General features: G+C 70.5%; 10 protein-coding genes and 1 pseudogene. 1 reads left to right on the top strand and 10 read right to left on the bottom strand.

Annotated elements, in window-relative coordinates; translation table 11 throughout:
• Nucleotides 1-123: 123 nt before the first annotated feature.
• The 3 genes and pseudogenes from BLR49_RS07490 to BLR49_RS13960 all read right to left on the bottom strand — a co-directional run.
• The gene (locus tag BLR49_RS07490; protein ID WP_176765813.1) at nt 124-3,882 is read right to left on the bottom strand and encodes a transglutaminaseTgpA domain-containing protein; all 3,759 of its coding nucleotides are present in this window, start codon (nt 3,880-3,882) and stop codon (nt 124-126) included.
• 82 nt (nt 3,883-3,964) lie between these two features.
• Complete coding sequence (locus BLR49_RS07485) at nt 3,965-5,056, bottom strand: AAA family ATPase (protein WP_245690542.1); 1,092 nt, start codon at nt 5,054-5,056, stop codon at nt 3,965-3,967.
• 331 nt (nt 5,057-5,387) lie between these two features.
• Nucleotides 5,388-6,565, bottom strand: a pseudogene (locus BLR49_RS13960) (IS3 family transposase); the annotation flags it as partial.
• 548 nt (nt 6,566-7,113) lie between these two features.
• Here BLR49_RS13960 and BLR49_RS07470 point away from each other — a divergent pair.
• Nucleotides 7,114-7,653, top strand: a complete 540-nt coding sequence (locus tag BLR49_RS07470; RefSeq protein WP_176765811.1) for a MauE/DoxX family redox-associated membrane protein — start codon at nt 7,114-7,116, stop codon at nt 7,651-7,653.
• Nucleotides 7,654-7,825: 172 nt separating this feature from the next.
• Here the strand turns inward: BLR49_RS07470 and ppdK are convergent, their stop codons facing one another.
• The 7 genes from ppdK to BLR49_RS07435 form a co-directional block, all read right to left on the bottom strand.
• Entirely contained in the window at nt 7,826-10,531 is a 2,706-nt protein-coding gene (gene ppdK, locus BLR49_RS07465) for a pyruvate, phosphate dikinase (RefSeq protein WP_092535768.1), read from the bottom strand.
• Nucleotides 10,532-11,306: 775 nt separating this feature from the next.
• Nucleotides 11,307-12,431 carry a putative glycoside hydrolase gene (locus tag BLR49_RS07460; RefSeq protein ID WP_092535765.1) on the bottom strand — a complete coding sequence of 375 codons (1,125 nt, stop codon included), beginning with the start codon at nt 12,429-12,431 and terminating at the stop codon, nt 11,307-11,309.
• A complete protein-coding gene (gene pelF / locus BLR49_RS07455; RefSeq protein ID WP_092535762.1) occupies nt 12,428-14,200 on the bottom strand; it encodes a GT4 family glycosyltransferase PelF in 1,773 nt (590 codons plus the stop codon). The genes BLR49_RS07460 and pelF overlap by 4 nt, the downstream gene beginning before the upstream one ends.
• Entirely contained in the window at nt 14,194-15,372 is a 1,179-nt protein-coding gene (locus tag BLR49_RS07450; protein ID WP_143013726.1) for a hypothetical protein, read from the bottom strand. Before BLR49_RS07450 ends, pelF begins: the two co-directional genes overlap by 7 nt.
• Before the next feature lie 538 nt (nt 15,373-15,910).
• Nucleotides 15,911-18,430 (bottom strand): ATP-dependent Clp protease ATP-binding subunit, encoded by a 2,520-nt coding sequence (locus BLR49_RS07445; RefSeq protein WP_092535757.1) that lies wholly within the window; start codon nt 18,428-18,430, stop codon nt 15,911-15,913.
• A gap of 226 nt (nt 18,431-18,656) precedes the next feature.
• Complete coding sequence (locus BLR49_RS07440; RefSeq protein WP_092535852.1) at nt 18,657-19,238, bottom strand: O-acetyl-ADP-ribose deacetylase; 582 nt, start codon at nt 19,236-19,238, stop codon at nt 18,657-18,659.
• A gap of 85 nt (nt 19,239-19,323) precedes the next feature.
• Nucleotides 19,324-21,357: an oxidoreductase gene (locus tag BLR49_RS07435; RefSeq protein ID WP_092535754.1), complete on the bottom strand. Its 2,034-nt coding sequence runs from the start codon at nt 21,355-21,357 to the stop codon at nt 19,324-19,326.
• Between the last annotated feature and the right edge of the window lie 120 nt (nt 21,358-21,477).

The following is a 21,477-nucleotide window of genomic DNA, read 5'->3' as shown; positions in this document are numbered from 1 at the left end:
GGTCATCTTCTCATGTGTGGAGCGCAGCATCGCACTCGTGTGGGCTCCTGCACACGCCGACCTGCGACGCGACCACCTGCCCACCTCCACCGCCCATTACTCCGGCGTATGCCGCGAGACGCGTCAGCGACGGCGCCACAGACTCGCGGGCAGCAGCCGGGCGCGCAGGCGGAGGACCGACGGCGTCGTCCGGGCCAGGCCCGTGGTCGCGGTGCGCAGCCGCCGGGTCAGGCGCCGCCGCTCGTCGGCAGTGCCGTCATCCGCGCCGCCCTCGGCGTCCTCCCCGGTGCCGTTGCCGCGCTCCGCAGCATCCGGCGTTCCCCCGGTCCCGCCGGCGTAGGCCTCGGCCACGGCGGCCTCGGCCACTTCCTCCAGGGCGCGCCGCACGTCGGCACTCAGCCCGGGGGCGGCGGCCAAGTACTCCGCCAGGGCCTCGTGTGTGCGCGCACGCGGTCCGGCACGCCGGGCCGCCTCACCGGCACCTCCGCCGCCACGGTCGCCGCGCCCGGCCGCATTCCACAGGCCCAGGTCCGCGGCGGTATCGGCCAGCTCCTCCCAGGCCGCGGCGGCGGGACGGTCGCCGTCGCGAATACGCCGTAGCCGACGACGGCGCCTACCGACGCGCACCAGAGCCGGCGCGGCCAGCAGCAGCGCAACGCACACCGCGCCGAGCGGCCACAGCCGGTGTCGGCCCAGCCAGGCGCCGAGCACCGTCACGCGAACGGTGCTGGCTTGTGCCGCCTTCCCGGAGGCGGTGGGACGTACCGTCGTCGGCGTGGCCCGGGCCGACGCACTCGCCGCAGTCGTGGTTCCCTCGGCAGTGGGCTCGGACGGCACGGTGGTGCCGGTGTCGGCGCGTGCCCCGGCACCGCCCGGAGTTGGCTCGAAGGCCACCCAGCCGACGCCGTCGAACCAGACCTCGGGCCAGGCGTGCAGGTCCCGACCGGACACGCTCGTGGTCGCCTCCCCCGCGCGGGAGGCGTAGCCGATGGCGATGCGGGTGGGCAGGCCGAGACTGCGGGCCATGAGCGTGAAGGCGGCGGCGTAGTGGACGCAGTACCCACGGCGCTCATCCAGGAAGCTGGCGATCGTCTCCACAGGCGGGACGTCGGCAGTGTCGAAGCCGCCCGGGGCGGACTCGTCGTACGCGAAGCCGCCGGTGTGGAACCAGGCGGTAAGCGCAGCGGCCTGCGCGGCCGGGGCCGCGTCGGAGCCACCGAGTCCCGCGGCCTCGACCACCTCTCGGGCGGTGGCGGCGATCATGTCGGAGCCCGGGGGCGTGTCCGTGTAGGCGGCAAGCGCGGCGGGCTCAGCGGCGACGGCCGCGTAGGGCGGGAAGACCTGCGGGGCGCCGTCCGCGCCGGCGACCGCATTCCAGCCCAGCGCCGTGTAGTGGGCCCCGAGCTCGGTGGCACCGTCCCGGGAAACGGCGGTGGAGGTGCCGGGCACCCACACCCAGCTCCGCAGATCCAGGCCGGTACCACCGGACGGGGCGCGATCACGCCTGATCATGACCGTCGACTGGGCCACCGGCAGGCGCGTGGAGGACAGGTTCCGGATGCGGATGTGAATCTGCTGCAGGTCCGCGGCACCGATGCGCACGTCGGACTCCGTCAGGCCGGCGGCGACGACCGCCCCGCTTGCGGTCAGCGCGCCGACGCCCGCGGGCTCCGCCAGGCTGTTCACCCCGGTGGTTCCCGGCTCGTCGAGCGGTTCCCAGACCTCGCCGTCGAGGTCGCGGATGACGGCGAGGGTGAAGCGCAGGTCGGCACCCGGCGGTACGCCCTCGGTGGTGTATTCGAAGACAGTGGCCTTCGACCCGCGCACCAGGTCTTTCCCCAGGGCGAGCGTCGTCTCCGGTACGGAGACCGTCGCGGCGCCCGCACCGGAGACGTTCCAGCTCCAGGCCCGTGCGGGCAGGGCCGGGGCGAGGGACACGGCGCCTGCGGCCAGAGCGGCTGCCAGCGCGGTCACCGCCGTAACACCGGCCAGGCTCCCGGCCCGCCCGCGCGCCCGGGCCCCTCCGACGGCGGGCGAAGGAGCCGAGGTGATGATAAGCGCGAGCACGCCGGCCGCGGCGGCCAGCACCACGGCGTCGTCGGGGTTCCGGCCCAGGACGATGCCGGGAGCCGGCACCGCGGCGGCCGGGACCAGCCCGGTGAGGCCGCAGCGGTCTGCGCCGCCCGCGCTCATGAGCGCACACACCCATGCGAGCAGCAGGGTGAGCAGGCACAGGGCGAAGCCGAGCACGCCGCCGGTGGTCAACGGGGCGATGCCGTGGCGCAGCATGGCGCCGCCGGCGCGCAACTGCCCCACCGGGTCGGCGAGCCAGGCGCTCGCCTGACCGGTGCCGCGCCAGCACCACAGCAGCGCCCCGGTACCTGCGGCCAGTCCCGCGGCGCAGGCGAGTCCGGCTCTTTGGGGCCGGGCGGTGCGCACCAGGGCCGGGACCAGCACGGTGGCGGCGGCAACGGCCAGGCTGCGGGCCGCCCACGGCTCGGGGCTCAGTAGCGGCACCAGTGCGATGGTGGCCAGATGCCACAAGGCCACCACACTGACCGCGGCCGCCAGCGGCTGCCAGCGGGCGGTGCGGAGCGGCGGCCGCTTGGCGGCCGCGGACTGCGAAGCGGCTCCCGGGAGGCGAGCAGGCCCTCCGGCCACACCCGTGCTCGTCTCCCGCAGCACGGCCGTGCGCGCCGGCTGCGGCGTGGGGGCGCTGTAGGGATCCGGCGCCCGGTCGACCTGCAAGAGGTGTCCGCCCGCCGCCGGCTGTGGTGGTGGGTCGGCGGCGACGCCGGTGATGACCACGTCGGCGTCGCGCTCCGGCATCTTGTGAGGCGGGCCCGCCTCGAGCCTGTCGTCGCCGGGAGCGGTGGGGGCCCCTGCGGCAGGCGCGGTGGCACCGTCGGCGCCCGCTGCAGCCACGGTTGTCACGACCGCCAGGCGCCGTAGCAGCATGACTCCGTGTGCCGGGGCGGCACGGTGGCGCTCGGCACCGAGGCGCAGTTCGACCGCGTGCCCCTCGCGCATCCAGGCCTCGATAACCCCGGCGGCCCGACTCACCGCGGTCTCGAAGGCGGCTGCGCCCGGCAATGATTCGGGCGTGTCAGAGCCCGCCGCGTACGCATTCGCCCGCACGTCCAGGCGCAGCCGACGCGCCCGCCTGCGCTCGTGCTCCCGGTCGACGACGAGCAGCCGATCCACCCGCGCGGACTGCCGCCAGTGGACGGCGCCGAGGGAGTCGCCGGGCCGGTAGTCGCGCAGGTTGCCGGGCTGGATACGGCCACCGGCTCCGCGAGCGCGCGCCACCGAGGCGCCCGCCTCGGTATCCGCCGCGTCCGGGAGGGCGGCAATGGCCTGCGGGGGCGGGGGAAGTGGGCGCGGCAGCACCAGTATGTCGCCGTCGCCGTCCGCCGGGATGCGGGCGCGCGCGAGGCCGAGCGGGTCGTAGCAGGTCAGCCGCTCCACACCGGCCCTCAGTCGGCCGCGCCGCGGTGGGGTGTAGGAGATCGCACAACCGCCGGCCGTGACGGGGATCAGGAACCGGGCGCCGTCAACGCGCCAGGAGACCCACAGGGGGACCCACCGGGGCAGCCGGGTGGTCACGGCCAGCCGCCAGACGGCCCTCTCGCCGGCGCGAACATCACCCGGTCCCGTCAGGCGCAGGCGCGGCCGAGCGGAGAGCGCCATCATCCAGCCGGCCAGCAGGCCTGCGGCGGCCAGGGAGGCAAGGAGCAGGCCGAGGTTCCGCAGCAGCGACAGACCGGCCCAGACGCCACCCGCCGTCAGTGCCGACGCCAGGAGCAGGACCTGACAGCCGGTCGGCGTCGGCGCCGCCCATGGGATGCCACGGGGCCGACGCGGGCGACGGCCCCTCGTCACGCGCCGATAGGCGGGGCGCCGGGGGCGCGCACGTCCGGGACCCGTCGGTGACCCCGGGCGCTGAGACTCCGCCGGCATCGGCTCAGCTCTCCGCCGGGACGGGCGTGCGGGCGACGATGCGCTCCAGGGCCTCGGTGGCGGCGGCGAGGGCGTCGGCGGCATTGGCGTAGTGGCCGGCAGGGACAAGCCGGTGGGCGAGCACATAGGCGGCGGCGCGGGCGACGTCGTCGGGCGAGACGAAGCCGCGGCCCGCCATGGCGGCCCGGGCGCGGGCCACCGCGGCCAGGTGGAGGCCGGCGCGGGGGCTGGCGCCCAGGGCGATGGCGGCGTCGTTGCGGGTGGCGGACACCAGGGCGACGATGTAGCGGGCTACGGCAGGGGCCAGGCGCAGGGCGGCGACGGCGGTGCGGGCCGCGCGGGCGTCGTGCTCGGAGGCGATGGGGGCGAGCTCGGCCAGCGGATCGGCGCCACCGCGGGCGAGCAGCATGGTGGCCTCGGCGTCGGCGTCGGGGTAGCCCATGGTAAGGCGGGTCATGAAGCGGTCGCGCTGGGCCTCCGGCAGGGCGAAGGTGCCCTCCATCTCCAGGGGGTTCTGGGTGGCGATGACGATGAACGGGTCGGGCAGGGGCAGGGAGCGGCCCTCGACGGTGACCTGCCCCTCCCCCATGGCCTCCAGCAGGGCGGACTGGGTGCGGGGCGTGGCCCGGTTGATCTCGTCGGCGACGACGACGCCGGCGAACACCGGGCCGGGGTGGAAGCGGAACTCGCGGGTGGACTGGTCGTAGACGCTCACCCCGGTGACGTCGGCGGGGAGCAGGTCGGCGGTGAACTGGATGCGGGAGGAGGACAGGTCCAGGCAGCGGGCGAGCGCCAGGGCCAGGGTGGTCTTGGCGACGCCGGGGACGTCCTCGATCAGCAGGTGGCCGCCGGCCAGGAAGGTGGCCAGGAGGAGGTCGATCGCCTCGGTCTTGCCGATGACAACGCGCTGCATTCGCTCCCGCAGTGCGTCGGCGAGTTCACGCAGGGCGGCGGGGGCCATCGGTGTGTGCGCATCGGCGGCGCGGATGCCGGGGACGTGGGTACCGGGAGCATGGGTGCTGGCGGCGCGGCGAGTTCCGGAGGTGCCGCTCAGGCCGCGCGTGGCGGGGGCGCCGCCGGTATCAGCGCTGGTCATGCGTCGATTCTGGCAGAGGTCTCCGAGCGGTGGCAGGGGTTGGCGGTACCTGGCAGCGCGGACAGGCCGTCAAGGTATCTATCGCCTGGGTTATGGGGTTATTCCGGTTTAGGAATGTGCGTGTTTGGGTGGAATGTCCAGATCCGGGACAAACGCCGCCCACGTGGGCGTGTGTCAAGCCCCGGGTTTCGTGGAGGCTGTTTTATCTGGCGCCGGCGGTTGCCGGCTGGGGTTGGTTGGTGGTGGTCTGCTCGCCGACGTCCTGGGCGTCGGCGTTGTCGATGATGTCGGTGATGGTGTTGGTGTCTTCTTGTGGTGGGGTGCAGGTCTGCTCGTGCTGAACGGGGGCGTGCATGTCGATGGCGGAGTGAGGCCGGACGGTGTTGAACCAGTGCACCCACTCGGCGGTAGCGAGCTCGACATCGTCGATGCCCTGCCAGGGGCCGTGCTCATCCAAATACTTGTGGTTGCGGATGAGCTCTGCTTTGTACAGGGAGTTCAGGGCCTCGGCCAGAGCGTTGTCGTAGGAATCGCCCTTGGAGCCCACCGAGGCCACCGCATCACAGTCGGAGGGGGCCTGCCCGTAGCGGATTGCCCGGTACTGGACACCCCGGTCGGAGTGATGAATCAGCCCCTTCAGGTCAGCGCCTTCGCGCTGGCGCTGCCAGATACCCATCTTCAAGGCGTCCAGCGCCAGATCGGTGTACAAGCTCGTTGACGTCTGCCACCCGACGATCCGACGGGAGTACACGTCAGTGACGAAAGCCACATACACCCAGCCGCTCATGGTTCGTACGTAGGTGATGTCAGCGACCCACAGCTCGTTGGGCCTGAACGCGCTGAAGTGCCTCTTGACCAGGTCTGCGGGGCACTGCTCCTTAGGAGCGCTGCGCGTGGTACGCGGTGACTTGGCGCGGCGAATACCGTGCAGGCCCATGTCCCGCATCAGACGCTCCACGGTACAGCGGCCCCGCATGCCCCAGCCCGTGCTGGGCAGAGGCCTCAGGCCGGTTCAGCATGGCGTGCATCTTGCGGGCTCCCAGCACGCAGTAGTCCTTCTCATGAACTCTGCTGATTTCGGCCTTCAGAGCCTGGTCGCGCACCCCCCTGGCACTGGGGGGCCGGGTCCTGGCTGCGCAAGTGGTGCTCGGGGCGATCTTGACATCGGCGCTGGCCAGCGCCTGGCAGATCGGCACAGGCCCCGAACTCCTCCCTGTGTGGGAGTCGATGTACTCGCAGATCAGCGGGACGGGCGGTGCGGGCACCGGCCGCGAAGAAAGCCGACGCGCTCCTCAAGATGGCGTTCGCCCGCCGCAGCTCGCGTACTTCCTTCTCCAGCCGCCTGATCCGCTCGGCATCGGATGTGGTGGTCCCGGGCCTGGCGCCTGCGTCGATCTCGGCCTTCTTGACCCAGGTGCGCAGCGCCTCGGGGTGGACGCCCAGCTCCTCGGCGATCCTGCGGATCGCCCCCTTGGACCGCTCGGGGTCCCGGCGGGCCTCCACAGCCATCCTGGTGGCCCGCTCCCGCAGCTCCTCGGGATACTTCCTCTGAGCACTCCCGGCAGTGATCCTTCCGTGCGTTCACTGCCTCCATCAAACCCGGTGCAGTTCACTGACCCTGACCCAAGCCGCCAACCACCCGGGCACCCACCCACCCCTAATCAGCCGACTAGAACGCGGACTCCACCACGACACCACCCTGACCAACAACTACCGCCAATGGCTCAACACCCACCCCTAACCACTTGACAACCATAGGAGCATCACTTTTCCGGGACGTGCGGCAGCGACGACCTCCGCCCGCAGGCGTGCCCGCAGATGAGCAGAGCAGCACTCGACCCACACACGCACACCGGACACCACACCCCCAACAAACCGGAAGAGCCGACAGTCTGCTCCCCATGCCCACCACGATCCGCTACTTTCGCGGGCACCCGAGACGAGTCTCATCGGACCATTGACCTGCGCCCGAGCCACGCCTACCCTATGACCACCGTCACAACTTCTCTTCGCGTACGACTACTCGGCGCACGAGCATGACGGACCGCAAAAGGAGCGTGAGTCCCTTGCTCTCCACTGTTGCCCTGACGCTTGCAGCGGGTCGGATCCTGATCGGCCTGCTGTTGGCTGTGAGCGCCTATGCCAAGCTCGCCGCACCGCGCGATCAACAGGTTGCGGATGTTGTCGGCTACCGCATAGTGCCCGAGCGTTCCGCCCGGAATGTGGCGGTGGCGCTACCCGCGGTCGAGATGTTCTTCGCCGGCTGCCTGATGCTGGGCGGACGCCTTCCCATCACCGAAACCATCGCCGCAATCCTGTTGCTGGCTCTGGCCGGCGCATCGGCCGGCGTACTCGCACGCGGCATCAGGACCGACTGCGGTTACTTCGGCTCACTGCTGCGGTGGCGGGTGGGCCCCGGCGCCGTCATGGCGAACGTGGCCCTGGCCGCCGTGCTCGCAGCCGACCTGCTCACCGCCCCACAGCGGCTGCTGCTGGCAGACCCCGGCAGCAACATGGTCCCGATTGTCATGAGCGTGGTCTCGGCCTCACTGTTGATCCAGAACTGGGACAAGTTCCGTCGGCCGCGGCTGGTCTGAACGGCCCGTAGCGTGAGCGAATGCCTCCTACTACGACGTTTTGCACCCTGGTGTACGGGGATTCCCCGTACACCAGGGTGCAAAGGCTCGGCTCAGGACGCAAAGGCTCGCAGCAGACGACGCCCGGCGGGGCGCACCGCCGGCGCACCGGCCGAGCAGTACCCCGCCGGTATCACTCCGTCGGCGCCAGCACCGCGGCCCGGCCGGCCTCCAGGCGCGCCACCGGGACGCGGAAGGGCGAGCAGGACACGTAGTCCAGGCCGGCCCGGTGGAAGAAGGCGATGGAGTCGGGGTCGCCGCCGTGCTCGCCACACACGCCCATCTTCATGCCCGGCTTGGTCGACCGGCCGCCGTCGACGCCCAGCCGCACCATGCCTCCCACGCCGTCCACATCGATGGACTCGAACGGTGAGGTGCCGAAGATGCCCGCCTCGATGTAGCGGCCCACGAAGGATGCCTCCACGTCGTCGCGGGAGAAGCCCCAGGTGGTCTGGGTCAGGTCGTTGGTGCCGAAGGAGAAGAAGTCCGCCTCCTCGGCGATGTGCGCGGAGGTGACGGCCGCGCGCGGCAGCTCGATCATGCAGCCGATCGGGAAGTCAAGCTCGAAGCCGGACTCGGCGGAGACCTCCGCCAGCACCGCCTCGGCGCGCTCCCGCGCCAGCTGCAACTCCCGCACGGAGCCGATCAGCGGGATCATCACCTCCGGCCGGGGGTCGCCGCCCACCTTGAGCCGCTCGACGGCGGCCTCGGCGATGGCCCGCACCTGCAACTCGATCAGGCCGGGCATGGTCAGCAGCAACCGCACGCCGCGCAGACCGAGCATCGGGTTGGCCTCGTGGTTGCGGCGCACCACGCTCAGCAGCTGCTCGTCCGCCGGGTCCAGGGTGCCACGCTCGCCCGCGACGGCGACCTTCACGCTCAGCTCGGTCAGGTCGGGCAGGAACTCGTGCAGGGGCGGGTCGATCAGGCGCACCGTCATGGGCTTGCCGTCCATCGTCTGAAGCATCTGCACGAAGTCGCCCTTCTGCAGCGGCAGCAGGGCCGCCAGGGCGGCCTCACGCTCGGCGTCGTCGGCGGCGAGGATGAGGTTCTGCACGTACTGCTTGCGCTCGCCGAGGAACATGTGCTCGGTGCGGCACAGGCCCACGCCCTGGGCGCCGCGGTGGATGGCGTGGCGGGCGTCGTCGGGGGTGTCGGCGTTGGCGCGCACCTGCAGGCGGCGCACCTCGTCGGCACGGCTCATGATGCGGTCCACGCTGGTGACCAGTTCGCGGGAGTCGTCGTCGCCGGCGGCGTCGAGGGCGGCCTGCAGGCCGCGGCGCAGGTAAGTCATCACCGGGGAGTCGACCACGGCCACCTCCCCGAGGAACACCTCGCCGGTGGTTCCGTCGATGGCGATGACGTCGTCGCTGGTCAGCGGCGCCTCCCGACCGGCCACGCGCACGGTGCGGGAGGCGGCGTCGACCTCGAGGGCCTCGGCACCGCATACGCAGGTCTTGCCCATGCCGCGGGCGACGACGGCGGCATGGGAGGTCTTCCCACCACGGGCGGTGAGCACGCCGACGGCGGCGACCATGCCGGGCAGGTCGTCGGGGTTGGTCTCGCGGCGCACCAGGATGACGGACTCGCCGGCCTCGGCACGGGCGATGGCCTCGGCGTTGTCGAAGGCGATGTGACCGACGGCGGCGCCCGGTGAGGCGGGCATGGCGCGGGTGATCAGGTCCCGGCCGGAGTCGTCCCCGAACTGCGGGAACATCAGCTGGTTGAGCTGGTCCCCGGTGACGCGGGTGAGGGCCTCGTCCATGGTGATCAGCTTCTCGTCCACCAGCTGGGTGGCCACGCGGAAGGCGGCCGCGGCGGTGCGCTTGCCGACGCGGGTCTGCAGCAGCCAGAGCTTGCCGCGCTCGATGGTGAACTCGATGTCGCACAGGTCCCGGTAGTGGGTCTCCAGGCGGCGCATGGCGGCGCGCAGCTCGTCGTAGCTGGTCTGGTCCAGGCGCTCGAGGTCGGCCAGGGACAGGGTGTTGCGGATGCCGGCGACGACGTCCTCCCCCTGGGCGTTGACCAGGTAGTCGCCGTACACGCCGGAGCGGCCGGTGGAGGGGTCGCGGGTGAAGCACACGCCGGTGCCGGAGGTCTCCCCCATGTTGCCGAACACCATGGTGCACACGTTGACGGCGGTGCCCAGGTCGTGCGGGATCTTCTCGCGGCGCCGGTAGATGTGGGCGCGCTCGGTGTTCCAGGAGCGGAAGACGGCCTCGGTGGCCATGTCCAGCTGGGCGCGCGGGTCCTGGGGGAAGTCGATGCCGGCGTGGGCGGCGACGATCGCCTTGTACTCCTCGACCAGTTCCTTCAGCGCGTCCACGTCCAGCTCGTAGTCGAGCTTGACCCCGCGCTCGGCCTTCTTGGCGTCCAGGGCGTCGGAGAAGTGATCGCCGTCGACGTCGAGTACGGTCTTGCCGAACATCTGGATCAGGCGACGGTAGGAGTCCCAGGCGAAGCGCTCGTCGCCGGAGGCGGCGGCCAGGCCCTGCACTGAGGCATCGTTCAGGCCGATGTTCAGGACCGTCTCCATCATGCCGGGCATCGAGAACTTGGCGCCCGAGCGCACGGAGACGAGCAGCGGGTCCTCGGCGTCGCCCAGCTGGCGGCCGAGCTCCTCCTCCACCTGCCGCAGGGCGGTGGTCACCTGCACGGCGAGCTCGTCGGGGACGACGCCGTCACGCAGGTAGGCGCGGCACGCGTCGGTGGTGATGGTGAAGCCGGGCGGCACCGGCAGGCCGAGTCGGGTCATCTCGGCGAGGTTGGCCCCTTTACCGCCCAGGAGGTCCTTCTGGTCCTTGTCTCCCTCGCTGAAGCGGTATACGTACTTGGGCATCTTCGCCTCTCTCTGGTTCTGGTGAGCTGTGCGCCCGCGCGCATTGACAGCGCACACTCTAATGTGACTTCAGTCCTAACGCCACTTTCAAGCGCCGTGCCGCCAGAAAACAGGTATTTGTAAGGACAAATCCGGGGGTGGTCCGGAGCTCCGGGACCCTCGTCCCAGCCCACCCCCTCCGCCCCTCCCTCCCACCGAGATCGGTAGAAGTCACGTGCCGAACTCGGTAGAACTCACGTGCTGCGGCAGGGGCCAGGTCTCTTGGTGTAGCGCCTGGTGGTGTTGGGGGGCGCCTTCACTGGTTCGTCAGGTTCCCGGATGCGCAGGGCCTGCGGGTTTGGATGGATGTCCCAGTCCGGCGGCATGCCCTAGTCGCAAGGCGACCGCGCGCTCCGCCTCGGCCCGGCTCGGGACACCTACCCCGGTTGGATCACCTACGCCGGTTTGGACCGCATGGAAGGCGCCTTCAGACTGTCCAAACAGGGGAATGCGGCTCAAACCGGTGCGGCGGAGGCGCTGCAGCAGCAAGCCCGTCTACGCCAAGCCCCTCCACGCCAACCTGCACACCCACAGGCACCAGATGAACCAGCCACCACAGAACCCGGCGCTTGGCACGCCCTCAAACACGAAGAGCCGGTTACTTCAACCGATCTCGGCACGTAACTACTACCGATCTCGGCACGTCACTTCAACCGATCTCGGCACGTCACTACTACCGATCTCGGCACGTAACTTCAACCGATCTCGGCACGTAACTACTACCGATCTCGCGAGGTCAGGGGGTCAGGGCGACGACGCCCTCGTGGGGGCGCAGCCGTAGGCGGCGTGGCAACGGCTCGCCATCGGGACGCCCCTGCGGGCCCGGCCGCACCGCCCCCTCGGGCAGGGTCACCGTGCCGCCGACCGCCCCGTCGGGAATGGCCGCCGCGACGCCGCCCTCGAAGCGGCGCCGCCACACCCGCCCGGATTTGCGCACCGGCCCGCGCGGTCGGCCGAGGTCGGCGTCCATGGCGGGGAACCAAGGCGTGCGCGAGTAGTCGTCATGACCGGTGGCCGTGTAGGACAGGTGCGGGTCTCCGCCCCCGATGATCCAGAACATCGCCAACCCGTACACCCCCCGGCGGGAGCCGTCGTAGTCCGATCCGCGTCCCCCAGACGGAGTGCGCAGCAGCCCCAACCCCGGGCCGTGCAGTTGGGATGCCTGGGCGGCCGCCGTATTCGCGTCGAACATGGCAGCGTCGCCCCAGCCCAGCCAGCACTCATCGAAGCCACCGCCCCACGCCGCGTGGCGCTTCCAGCGGCCGGGCTCACGCCTCGCCTCGGCGATATTGGGGACCAGCAGGCGGCCGCGGTCGGCCAGTGCCTGCCCCGCACCCTCAACCAGAGCGCCGAGGGCCGTGCGAAGCCCCGCGGCATCGGCCGGGGCGCGCGGATCGGTGGCGGCAATGGCGGGCAGGTCCAGACCGTAGTAGTCCTCAAAGACGTCGTTGTCCGCCATCACCCCGTCAAAAGCGGTGCCCTCGACCGACTCGGCAACCCGCTGGGCCCAGGTAGAACGGTAGTCGGCATCCCACACGCGGGCCTGGAAGTGCCCCGAGTAGGAGGACCACTCCACCGGCTCGCCGGCGCGGCACGCGATCCAGCCGCGCGCCCGGGCCTCCCGCCAGCCGACCCCTGAGGCGCGGCGTTCGGGCGGCTCAAAGTCCCGCACCGATGACAGGCAGCGGTATGCCAGCACGGTCATGTCGGGGCGGGCGTCCTTCAGACGGGCGGCCGCCTCGGTCTCCCACGGCTGCAGGACGGCGGTGCGGTAGTGGCGCGCCGCCCACTCGATCTCGCCGTCCTGCAGCGGCCCGCCATAGCGGATCCAGGCGCCGACTCCCGCTGCCGTGGCCGTCACCGGAACGTCAGCCGGTCCCTGAGCGCGCGGCCGCGGGCGGCGAACGGAGATCGCCTCGGAGCCCGGTGACGGGCCCTGCCGGAACGCGGGAGCGGCGGGGCCTCACCCGCCTGGCGCCGGTTGCCGGAGGGGCTCACGGCGGGGCGGCCGACTCCGCCCTCCAGGTACAGCTCGTGGTAGGCAGCATTGACCTGGATCAGGTTGAAGGCGGCCTCGGCGCGGGCCCGGGCGGACCGGCTCATGTGCTCGAACAGGTCCATATCGCTCACGACCTGCTGGACCCGGTCCGCCATCAGCGCCGGGTCTCCCGGGGAGATGATGAATCCGCTCGGGTCCAGAACGCTCCCGTCGGCAGCGGTAATGTCGTCGACGACGACGAGGCGCAGCGCGCCGACGTCGGTGGACACGGTGGGGATGCCCGCCCCCATGGTCTCCAGCGACACCACGGGCAGGCCCTCGTTGTAGGACGGCAGCAGGAACAGGTCCCACTCGTCCAGGTGCCGGCGGACGTCGATGGTGCCGCGCACGGTGATTTGGTCTTCCAGGCCGAGTTCAGCGATTCGGGCCACGCAGCGCTGGTAGTACTCGGGCATGTGCTCGGTGGGGCCGCACACGTCCAGGTGGAAGCGCAGGCCGCGTTCGCGCAGGATCCGCATGGACTCGATCAGGTCGAGCAGCCCCTTGATCGGCACCACCCTGGCGATGTAAACGAGTCGCCACACGTGGGAGCCGGCGCCCTTCGCGCGCAGGGCGCGAGTGGCGGCCTGCCGCTTGGCGTAGACGTCGTCGAACTCGTTGATGACGATCCCGTTGGGGATCACGCGCACCGTTTCCTGCTCCAGGCCCAGCGCCCGCGCCTCGACTACGGCGTTGGGATACAGATAGGTGGTGGCGTAGGCCTTCGGGTAGCACAGGCGGCCCATTTCAATCCACCAGGCCATCCACATGCGCTCGCGACCGCCGACGTCGAAGGTCCGGTAGTCCTGGACGGTGACCGGCTTGTCCATGCGCCGTCCGAGCAGGGTGTTGATGGTGTCGCGCACGTACAGGTTGTGCTCGGTCAGCAGGAAGGAGCCGCGATTCTCACGGGCCGCGTTGGCCGCCAGCAAGGAGGCGTATCCGGTGGTGTGAGCGTGGTACACGCGCGCCCGGGGCATCGTCTGTCCCAACACGGCGTACGCCAGGGAGAAGAAGTCGCGCAGGCACCAGAACAGCTCGCTCAACGACATCCCCAGGGTGGGCATGCGGTCGCGATAGGTCTCCATGAACTCGGCGGAGCCGAGCAGCGCCCACAGGGGGTAGCGGCGCGTCGACTCCGCCATGCCCTCCGCGATCAGCCTCCACACGGGTTCGCCGTCGCCTGCGGCCAGCGCCTGGAGGGCGTCGACCAGCCGGTGCGCCAGCACGAGCCGCTCGCGGTGGTTCATGCGCAGGTCGGAGGGGCGGGTGGCGGTGAACTCGGGGTGGTCGGTCATGGACAGGTAGACGACCTTCACCCAGCGCACGTTGCCCGGCATGCCGTACAGGTCGGTGCGCGGGCAGTTGTGGTCCCAGGTGATGTGAATGATTCCGAAGGTGAGGTCGGGGTTGCCGGTGATGGTGTCATGGACGACGGCGGAAACCCCGCCCTTGAGATAGGGGTAGGTCGATTCCATGACGATGGCGACGTCGACATCCTCGTAGCGCCCGTCTGCGGGAACGCCGTCGGGGAGGACCTCGGCTGCGTCACCGGCGCCCATAACCTCCTGGTCCTGAATGTTGCTCACCATGACAAAGCCTTTCGCCAGAAGAAGGAGTACTCGGGTGAAGACCACCGCGCCCGGTAAACGCCCACCGAGATGGCGATCAAGACGAGGTCGACGATTGCGGTCGCCGCGAAGGAGGCGGCCAGCCCACCGACCAGGATGAACACCGCCAACGCCGTCAGCAGGTGAGCCCCGGACAGGAACAGCGCCAAGGCGGGATCCCCGGCATGGTCGATCTCGTAAGCGAGCAGAGTCAGGACCGCCAGCAGCGCAGATCCCAAAGAGACCGCCAGGACCTCGGGCAGGGAGGACAGATCGAAGGCGACCATGACAGCCACCACGGCTATCACGCCGAGGGCCTCCACCAGCCCGGCGCGCACCAGCGCCCGGTTCAGCAGCCTGGTGAGATAGCGGCTGCGGTCGCGCAAAGAGTCAGCGCTCACCGAGTCCAGCCCCCGATGGAAGTCCGAAAGCGCCCCCGTCACCCTGGGCGTGGCGACTGCGAAGTAGAAGCTGTAGCCGAGCACTGCGGGCTGCAGGCACAGGTAGGCCAGGGCAATGCGCCACTCGACGCCCAGAGTGAGGAAGAGCAAGAGCTTGTCCGCCCACAGCACGCCGCCGAGAATGAGACCGCGGAACATGTCGACCACGTACTGTCCGGGGCTGACTGGAAGCGGGTGGCGCAGCTCTGCCAGGGCCGAGCGCATCGGCAGGACCTGGGTGAGGGTGGCCAGCAGCGGGGGCAGGTACCAGGCCGTCGGGAGCGCCAGGACCGAGACGGCGTAGGCGGCCCAGCCCAGCGCCCAGTGGCGCCGCCGTCGCAGCAAGTCGGCCACCATGAGGGACTGTGCGAAGACCATGTTCTCCAGCAGCAGCAGGAAGTGCGCTGCAATCGTCTGAGCGGGCCAGTGCGTGGTCACCGCCACCAGCGCGGTGACGAGGAGGACCGGGGGGATGGAGAAGGCCAGCACCGCGGGCCACAATCGGATGAAGTGACGGACGCGCTCCTGAGGCGCGACGTCAGTTACCGACCCCATGAGCCGGTATACCGGGCCGCAGGTGACCTGGCTCAGCCACGGGACACCCACGGCAACGCTGATGATCAGCGAGGCCACCGGCACGCCGCCGACGTCATGCCCAGCCATCCGGCTCATGACCAGCGGGTAGGACACCCCCAGGAGGATCGCGGGGGACATGGCCAGAAGTAGGGTCTCGAGAACCCAAGTGGTCTTTCTCCCCAAAGGGGGCTCATCGGGGCCGGTCAGGGGTCTGATCCACCCGGGAAGCGGAGGCGCTTGCCGGGCAGCAACAGGCACGTTCGCAGTCATGAGAGGCATTTCCTCGGTGGGCAAGACAACAAAGACGTAGATACTGGGTTGCAAGCATGTTGACACGCACGCGGACACGTACTTGCGTTCCGTTAACGTCGTACACACTAACCGAGAGCACGCCGGAAAGAATCCAAAACTAGGGAATACCACTAAGGTCACATCAATTTCACAGTCCGTCCATGACGAGCGCCACCAGACGCCCACGCCGGAAGCACGCCCCCTGCTCGCCCCCCGAGGGGCCGGGCAGGCCTTGAGGACGCCGCCCGAGGGGGCGTGCTCGGCGGATACACGCCGATGGCGGGGGCCGTCCCGATTGGGACGGCCCCCGCCATCTGGTTGGGGCAGGTCAGCGCGACGGCTCACCCATGGGCACTGCCGCCGCTGCGGCGAACCCGGAAGCCACTCACTGCGCCGGCTCGGCGGCGGCAGAGGCGATCTCCTCCGCCTCGCGCACGGCGTCCTCCGCCTCCTGCCGCGGCACGCCGCGGAAGGTGAACTCGCCCAGGATGCCCTCGCCCTCGGCGTCGACCAGGACCTTCTGGCCCCGCTCGATCTCCCCGAAGAGGATCTTCTCGCTCAGGGCGTCCTCAATGTCGCGCTGGATGGCGCGGCGCAGCGGCCGGGCGCCGAGCACCGGGTCGAAGCCGCGCTCGGCGAGCAGCGCCTTGGCGGCATCGGTCAGCTCGATGCTCATCTCCTGCTCGGCCAGGCGGGCGGCCAGGCGGTTGATCATCAGGTCGACGATCTGGCGGACCTCGGCCCTGGTCAGCTGCGGGAAGACGATGAGGTCGTCCACGCGGTTGAGGAACTCGGGCCGGAACTGCTGCTTGAGCTCGCGGTTGACGTGGGCCTTCATCTCCTCGTAGTCCATGGTGCCGCCCTCGGTGGACTGGAAGCCCGTGGCCACGGACTTGCCGATGTCCTTGGACCCGAGGTTGGTGGTCATGATGATGACGGTGTTCTTGAAGTCGACCACACGCCCCTGGGCGTCGGTGAGGTGACCGTCCTCCAGGATCTGCAGCAGCGAGTTGAAGATGTCCGGGTGGGCCTTCTCCACCTCGTCGAACAGCACCACGGAGAAGGGACGCCGACGCACCTTCTCGGTGAGCTGCCCGCCCTCGTCATAGCCGACGTAGCCGGGGGGCGCGCCGAACAGCCGCGAGACGGTGTGCTTCTCGGCGAACTCGGACATGTCGAGCTGGATCAGGGCGTCCTCGTCGTCGAAGAGGAACTCCGCCAGCGCCTTGGCCAGCTCGGTCTTGCCCACGCCGGTGGGGCCGGCGAAGATGAACGAGCCGCCGGGGCGCTTGGGGTCCTTCAGCCCGGCGCGGGTGCGCCGGATCGACTTGGACAGCGCCTCGATGGCCTTGTCCTGTCCGATGATGCGCTTGTGCAGCTCGGCCTCCATGCCCAGGAGCTTGGCGGACTCGGTCTCGGTGAGCTTGACCACCGGGATGCCGGTGGACATGGCCAGCACCTCGGCCACCAGGTTCTCGTCGACCTCGGCCACCTGGTCGAGGTCGCCGGACTTCCAGGCCTTCTCCTTGGCGGCGCGCTCCTCGCCGAGGCGGCGCTCGTCGTCGCGCAGGGAGGCGGCCCGCTCGAAGTCCTGATCGTCGATGGCCGACTCCTTCTCCCGCTTGACGGCGGCGATCTGGTCGTCGATCTCCCGCAGCTCCGGCGGGGCGGTCATGCGGCGGATGCGCAGGCGCGCGCCCGCCTCATCGATCAGGTCGATGGCCTTGTCGGGCAGGAAGCGGTCGTTGATGTAGCGGTCGGCCAGCTTGGCGGCCGCCTCGATGGCGTCGTCGGTGATGACCACGCGGTGGAAGGCCTCGTAGCGGTCGCGCAGGCCGCCGAGGATGTCGATGGTCTCCTGGATGGAGGGCTGCTCGACGGTGACCGGCTGGAAGCGCCGCTCCAGGGCTGCGTCCTTCTCGATCTTGCGGTACTCCTCCAGGGTGGTGGCGCCGATGGTCTGCAGCTCGCCGCGGGCCAGCATCGGCTTGAGGATGCTGGCGGCGTCGACGGCGCCCTCGGCGGCACCGGCACCGACGAGCGTGTGGATCTCGTCTATGAACAGGATGATGTCGCCGCGGGTGCGCACCTCCTTGAGGACCTTCTTCAGGCGCTCCTCGAAGTCACCGCGGTAGCGGGACCCGGCCACGAGCGAGCCCATGTCCAGGGAGTACAGCTGCTTGTCCCGCAGGGTCTCGGGCACGTCCCCGTGGACGATCGCCTGACTGAGCCCCTCGACGACGGCGGTCTTGCCGACGCCGGGCTCACCGATGAGGACGGGGTTGTTCTTGGTGCGCCGGGAGAGGATCTGCATGACGCGCTCCATCTCCTTGTGGCGGCCGATGACCGGGTCCAGCTTGCCCTCGCGCGCGGCGGCGGTGAGGTTGCGGCCGAACTGGTCCAGGATGGCCGAGCCCGACGGCGTGCCCTCCTTGTTGGAGCCGCCGGCGGTGACCGTCTCCTTGCCCTCGTACCCGGAGAGCATCTGCATGACGGTCTGGCGGACGGTGGACAGGTCGGCGCCGAGCTTGGTCAGCACCTGGGCGGCCACGCCCTCGCCCTCGCGCAGCAGGCCGAGCAGGATGTGCTCGGTGCCGATGTAGTTGTGGCCCAGCTGCAGCGCCTCGCGCAGGGACAGCTCCAGCACCTTCTTGGCGCGCGGCGTGAAGGGGATGTGACCGGAGGGGGCCGACTGCCCCTCGCCGATGATCTCCACGACCTGGGCGCGCACGGCGTCCAGGGAGATGTCCATCGACTCCAGCGCCTTGGCGGCGACCCCCTCGCCTTCGTGGATGAGGCCCAGAAGGAGGTGTTCGGTGCCGATGTAGTTGTGGTTGAGCGCGCGGGCCTCGTCCTGGGCCAGGACGACGACGCGGCGGGCGCGGTCGGTAAAGCGTTCGAACATCGCTGATTGCTCCTCGGCACGTGCGGTTGGTGGTCGCGTTACCCGGGCCCGGAGGTTAGACCGGGAGGAAAACGCGGGGCACGCGCTGATAAGGCTAACGGGGAGGGCGAGGCGGTCATGCCCCTGTTCGCAGTGGGCGTGAGCAGGGTTGAGTCAACCCGACTCAGGAATAAGTGGCGTCCAGGCACATGCGGACGACGCATGACGCCGACGCCGTCCAGGCCGCTCAGGCGTCCAGGGCCACCCGGAAGGCGCGCAGCAGCCGCTCGGAGAAGAGCACGAAGCGCACCAGTTCCAGCCCGCCCGGCTGCGCCGCGGCGGCGTCGACGACGTCGGTGCCGCACACCTCGACGCCGCTGGCGGTGTCCGCCCGGGCCGCCAGGGCGCGGGCATCGGCCACCGCGGCCCGGGCGACGGACTCGGCGTCCCAGCCGTACACGCCGGCGGAGATCGCCGGCACCGCCACGCTGCGGCAGCCGAGCTCCTGCGCCAGCTCCAGGCTGGAGCGGAAGGCGGCGCGCAGCAGGGCGGGGTCGGTCTGGCCGGCGTGCCGGTTGGGGCCGACGGTGTGGATGACCCAGCGGGCGGGCAGGTCGAAGCCGGGCGTGGCCACGGCCTCCCCCACCGGCAGGCCACTGGGCAGGCTCGTGGCGCGCAGCTCGCGGCAGGCCTGGAGCAGGCGCGGCCCGGCGGCGCGGTGGATGGCGCCGTCGACCCCGCCGCCCCCGAGCAGCCCGGAGTTGGCCGCGTTGACGACGGCGTCCACCTCCTGGGTGGTGATGTCTCCGCGTACCGCTTCTATTCGCATCATGGCTCCATTGTGGCAACCGGGCCGACGGGACGGCACCCATCCGGGCATCACCCGCCGACGCCGTTGCCTTCGCCGCGGGACGCTACTTGGCCAGCTGACTGGCGACCTCGAAGCCGTCCCAGATCGCGTACATGATGTTTGCGCACCGGCGCGCATCGCCGATGACGTGGTACGGGATGCCGGCGGCCTTGACCTCGGCCTCCAGCTCATGGCGCGGCTTGTAGCCGATCGCGGTGACCACCGTCTGCGCCGGGACCAGCCGCTCCTCGCCGTCGACGCTCACCAGCAGGCCGGCGTCGGTGACGTGCTCGGCGCGGACGCCGGCGAGCACCTCGACACCGCGGTAGGCGACCAGGTCGTGCAGCATCGCATGGTTGGCCATGCACGTGGGCGCGTTCTTCTTCAGCACGTCGGCCAGCGCCTCCACGATGGTGACCTCGATGCCGCGCTCGCGCAGGGAGATGGCCAGCTCGCAGCCGCTGGTACCACCGCCGACGATGACCACCCGCTCGCCGAGGGAGTCCTGATCGAGCAGGGCGTCGGTGGCCTCCACCACGGGCACGCCCTCACCGAGGTCGAGTAGCCGCGGGGTGGAGCCGGTGGCGATGAGCACGTGGTCGGCTCCGGAGCGGCGGATCAGCTCGGCGTCGACCCGGGAGCCCAGGTGCACCTCGACCCCGAGCTCCGCCAACTGCCGCTCGTACCAGGCGATCAGGGCGAGGTCGTCCTCCTTGAACGAGGGCTGGCCGCCGGCGATGACCACGCCTCCGAGGCGTTCGGAGGCCTCGTGGAGCACCGGGAGGTGGCCGCGCTCGGCGAGCACGCGGGCCGCCTCCATGCCGGCCACGCCGCCGCCGACGATCAGCACGCGCATGCGAGTGCGGTCGGTCGCCTGCGGCAGGGGGCGCTCGAGCTCCCGGGCAGCCAGCGGATTGACCGCGCAGCGCAGCGACGAGTACTTCTCAATGCGGCCGATACAGCCCTCCTGGCAGGAGATGCAGGGCCGGACCAGGTCGCGCCTGCCCCGCTGGAGCTTGTTGACGATCTCCGGGTCCGCGAGGGTGGGGCGGGCCAGCGAGACCAGCGTGGCCGTGCCGTCGGCCGTGGCCGCGGCGGCCAGCTCCGGATCGTCCATGCGCCCGGCCACGATCAGCGGGATCTCGGGGCAGGCCTCGTGCAACTGGCGCGCGTAGGGAACGTACAGGCCCTTGGCCTGGTACATCGGCGGGTGGCTCCAGTACCAGGAGTCGTAGGAGCCGACGTCGACGTCGAGCGCCTCGTACCCGTAGGACACGAGCAGGCGGGCGGCCTCGATGCCCTCGTCCATGTCCCGTCCCATCTCGTCGAAGGTCTCACCGGGCATGGCGCCCACGCCGAAGTCCTTGATCATGGACTTCGGGGAGAAGCGCAGCTGGACGGGGAAGTCGGCGCCGGCGGACTCGTGAATGGCCTCGACCACCTCGCGCGCGAAGCGCAGCCGGTTGCCCAGCGAGCCGCCGTAAGCGTCGGTGCGGTGGTTGAAGTATGAGATGGCGAACTGGTCGAGCAGGTAGCCCTCGTGCACGGCGTGCACTTGGATGCCGTCGAATCCGGCCTCGCGCGCCACCATCCCGGCGATGCGGAACTGCGCGACGATCCCCTGGATCTCCTCCACCGTCATCTCCCGGCAGGTGATGGAGGGGTCCCAGCGGTAGGGGATCTCCGATGGGGCTACCGGCCTGCGGCCGCCGAGCACCCCGGGAATGATCACGCGCCCGAAGCCCGCCCCGACCTGCAGCACGATCTTCGCGTCGTATGCGTGGACGCGCTCGGTCAGGTCTCGGCTAGTGGTGAGGAAGAGTCCTGGCGAGAGGGTCGGGTTCGGGATCAGTCCCGGCGGGACGCCGTCGGCCGGGTTGGTCACCTGGCAGACGCCGGTGATGATCAGGCCGATCCCGCCGCGCGCCCGCGTGGCGTAGAACTCGATCGCCCGCTGGTTCCAGCCGCCCTCCGCGGTGGAGAAGCCCAGGGGCCCCATCGGCCCCATGGCGTAGTGGTTCTTGACCTCGATGCTGCCCACCCGGGTGGGCTCGAATAACTCCGGGTGCTGCACTTGAGAGAATACGGACGTAGACATACCGGTTCCTCCTTGAACTCGGCGCACACATAATTCCGCGCAATTTCAAGGGTAACACCAGGATCCGCAAGCAACCAGACCCACTGCGACATGGGCGCCCTGACGTATTGGGGAGCCCTT

It is taken from the genome of Actinomyces ruminicola, assembly GCF_900103885.1.
In the GTDB taxonomy this organism is placed as follows: domain Bacteria; phylum Actinomycetota; class Actinomycetes; order Actinomycetales; family Actinomycetaceae; genus Actinomyces; species Actinomyces ruminicola.
Note: the sequence above shows the minus strand (reverse complement) of the source record. Positions and strands in the feature narration are given on the sequence as shown.

What these genes read in the sequence shown, in the direction of transcription:
- BLR49_RS07485 (WP_245690542.1), bottom strand. Translation starts at nt 5,056, where the DNA reads ATGACCAGCGCTGATACCGGCGGCGCCCCCGCCACGCGCGGCCTGAGC.
- ppdK (WP_092535768.1), bottom strand. Translation starts at nt 10,531, where the DNA reads ATGCCCAAGTACGTATACCGCTTCAGCGAGGGAGACAAGGACCAGAAG.
- pelF (WP_092535762.1), bottom strand. Translation starts at nt 14,200, where the DNA reads ATGGTGAGCAACATTCAGGACCAGGAGGTTATGGGCGCCGGTGACGCA.
- BLR49_RS07450 (WP_143013726.1), bottom strand. Translation starts at nt 15,372, where the DNA reads ATGTCCCCCGCGATCCTCCTGGGGGTGTCCTACCCGCTGGTCATGAGC.
- BLR49_RS07445 (WP_092535757.1), bottom strand. Translation starts at nt 18,430, where the DNA reads ATGTTCGAACGCTTTACCGACCGCGCCCGCCGCGTCGTCGTCCTGGCC.
- BLR49_RS07440 (WP_092535852.1), bottom strand. Translation starts at nt 19,238, where the DNA reads ATGCGAATAGAAGCGGTACGCGGAGACATCACCACCCAGGAGGTGGAC.
- BLR49_RS07435 (WP_092535754.1), bottom strand. Translation starts at nt 21,357, where the DNA reads ATGTCTACGTCCGTATTCTCTCAAGTGCAGCACCCGGAGTTATTCGAG.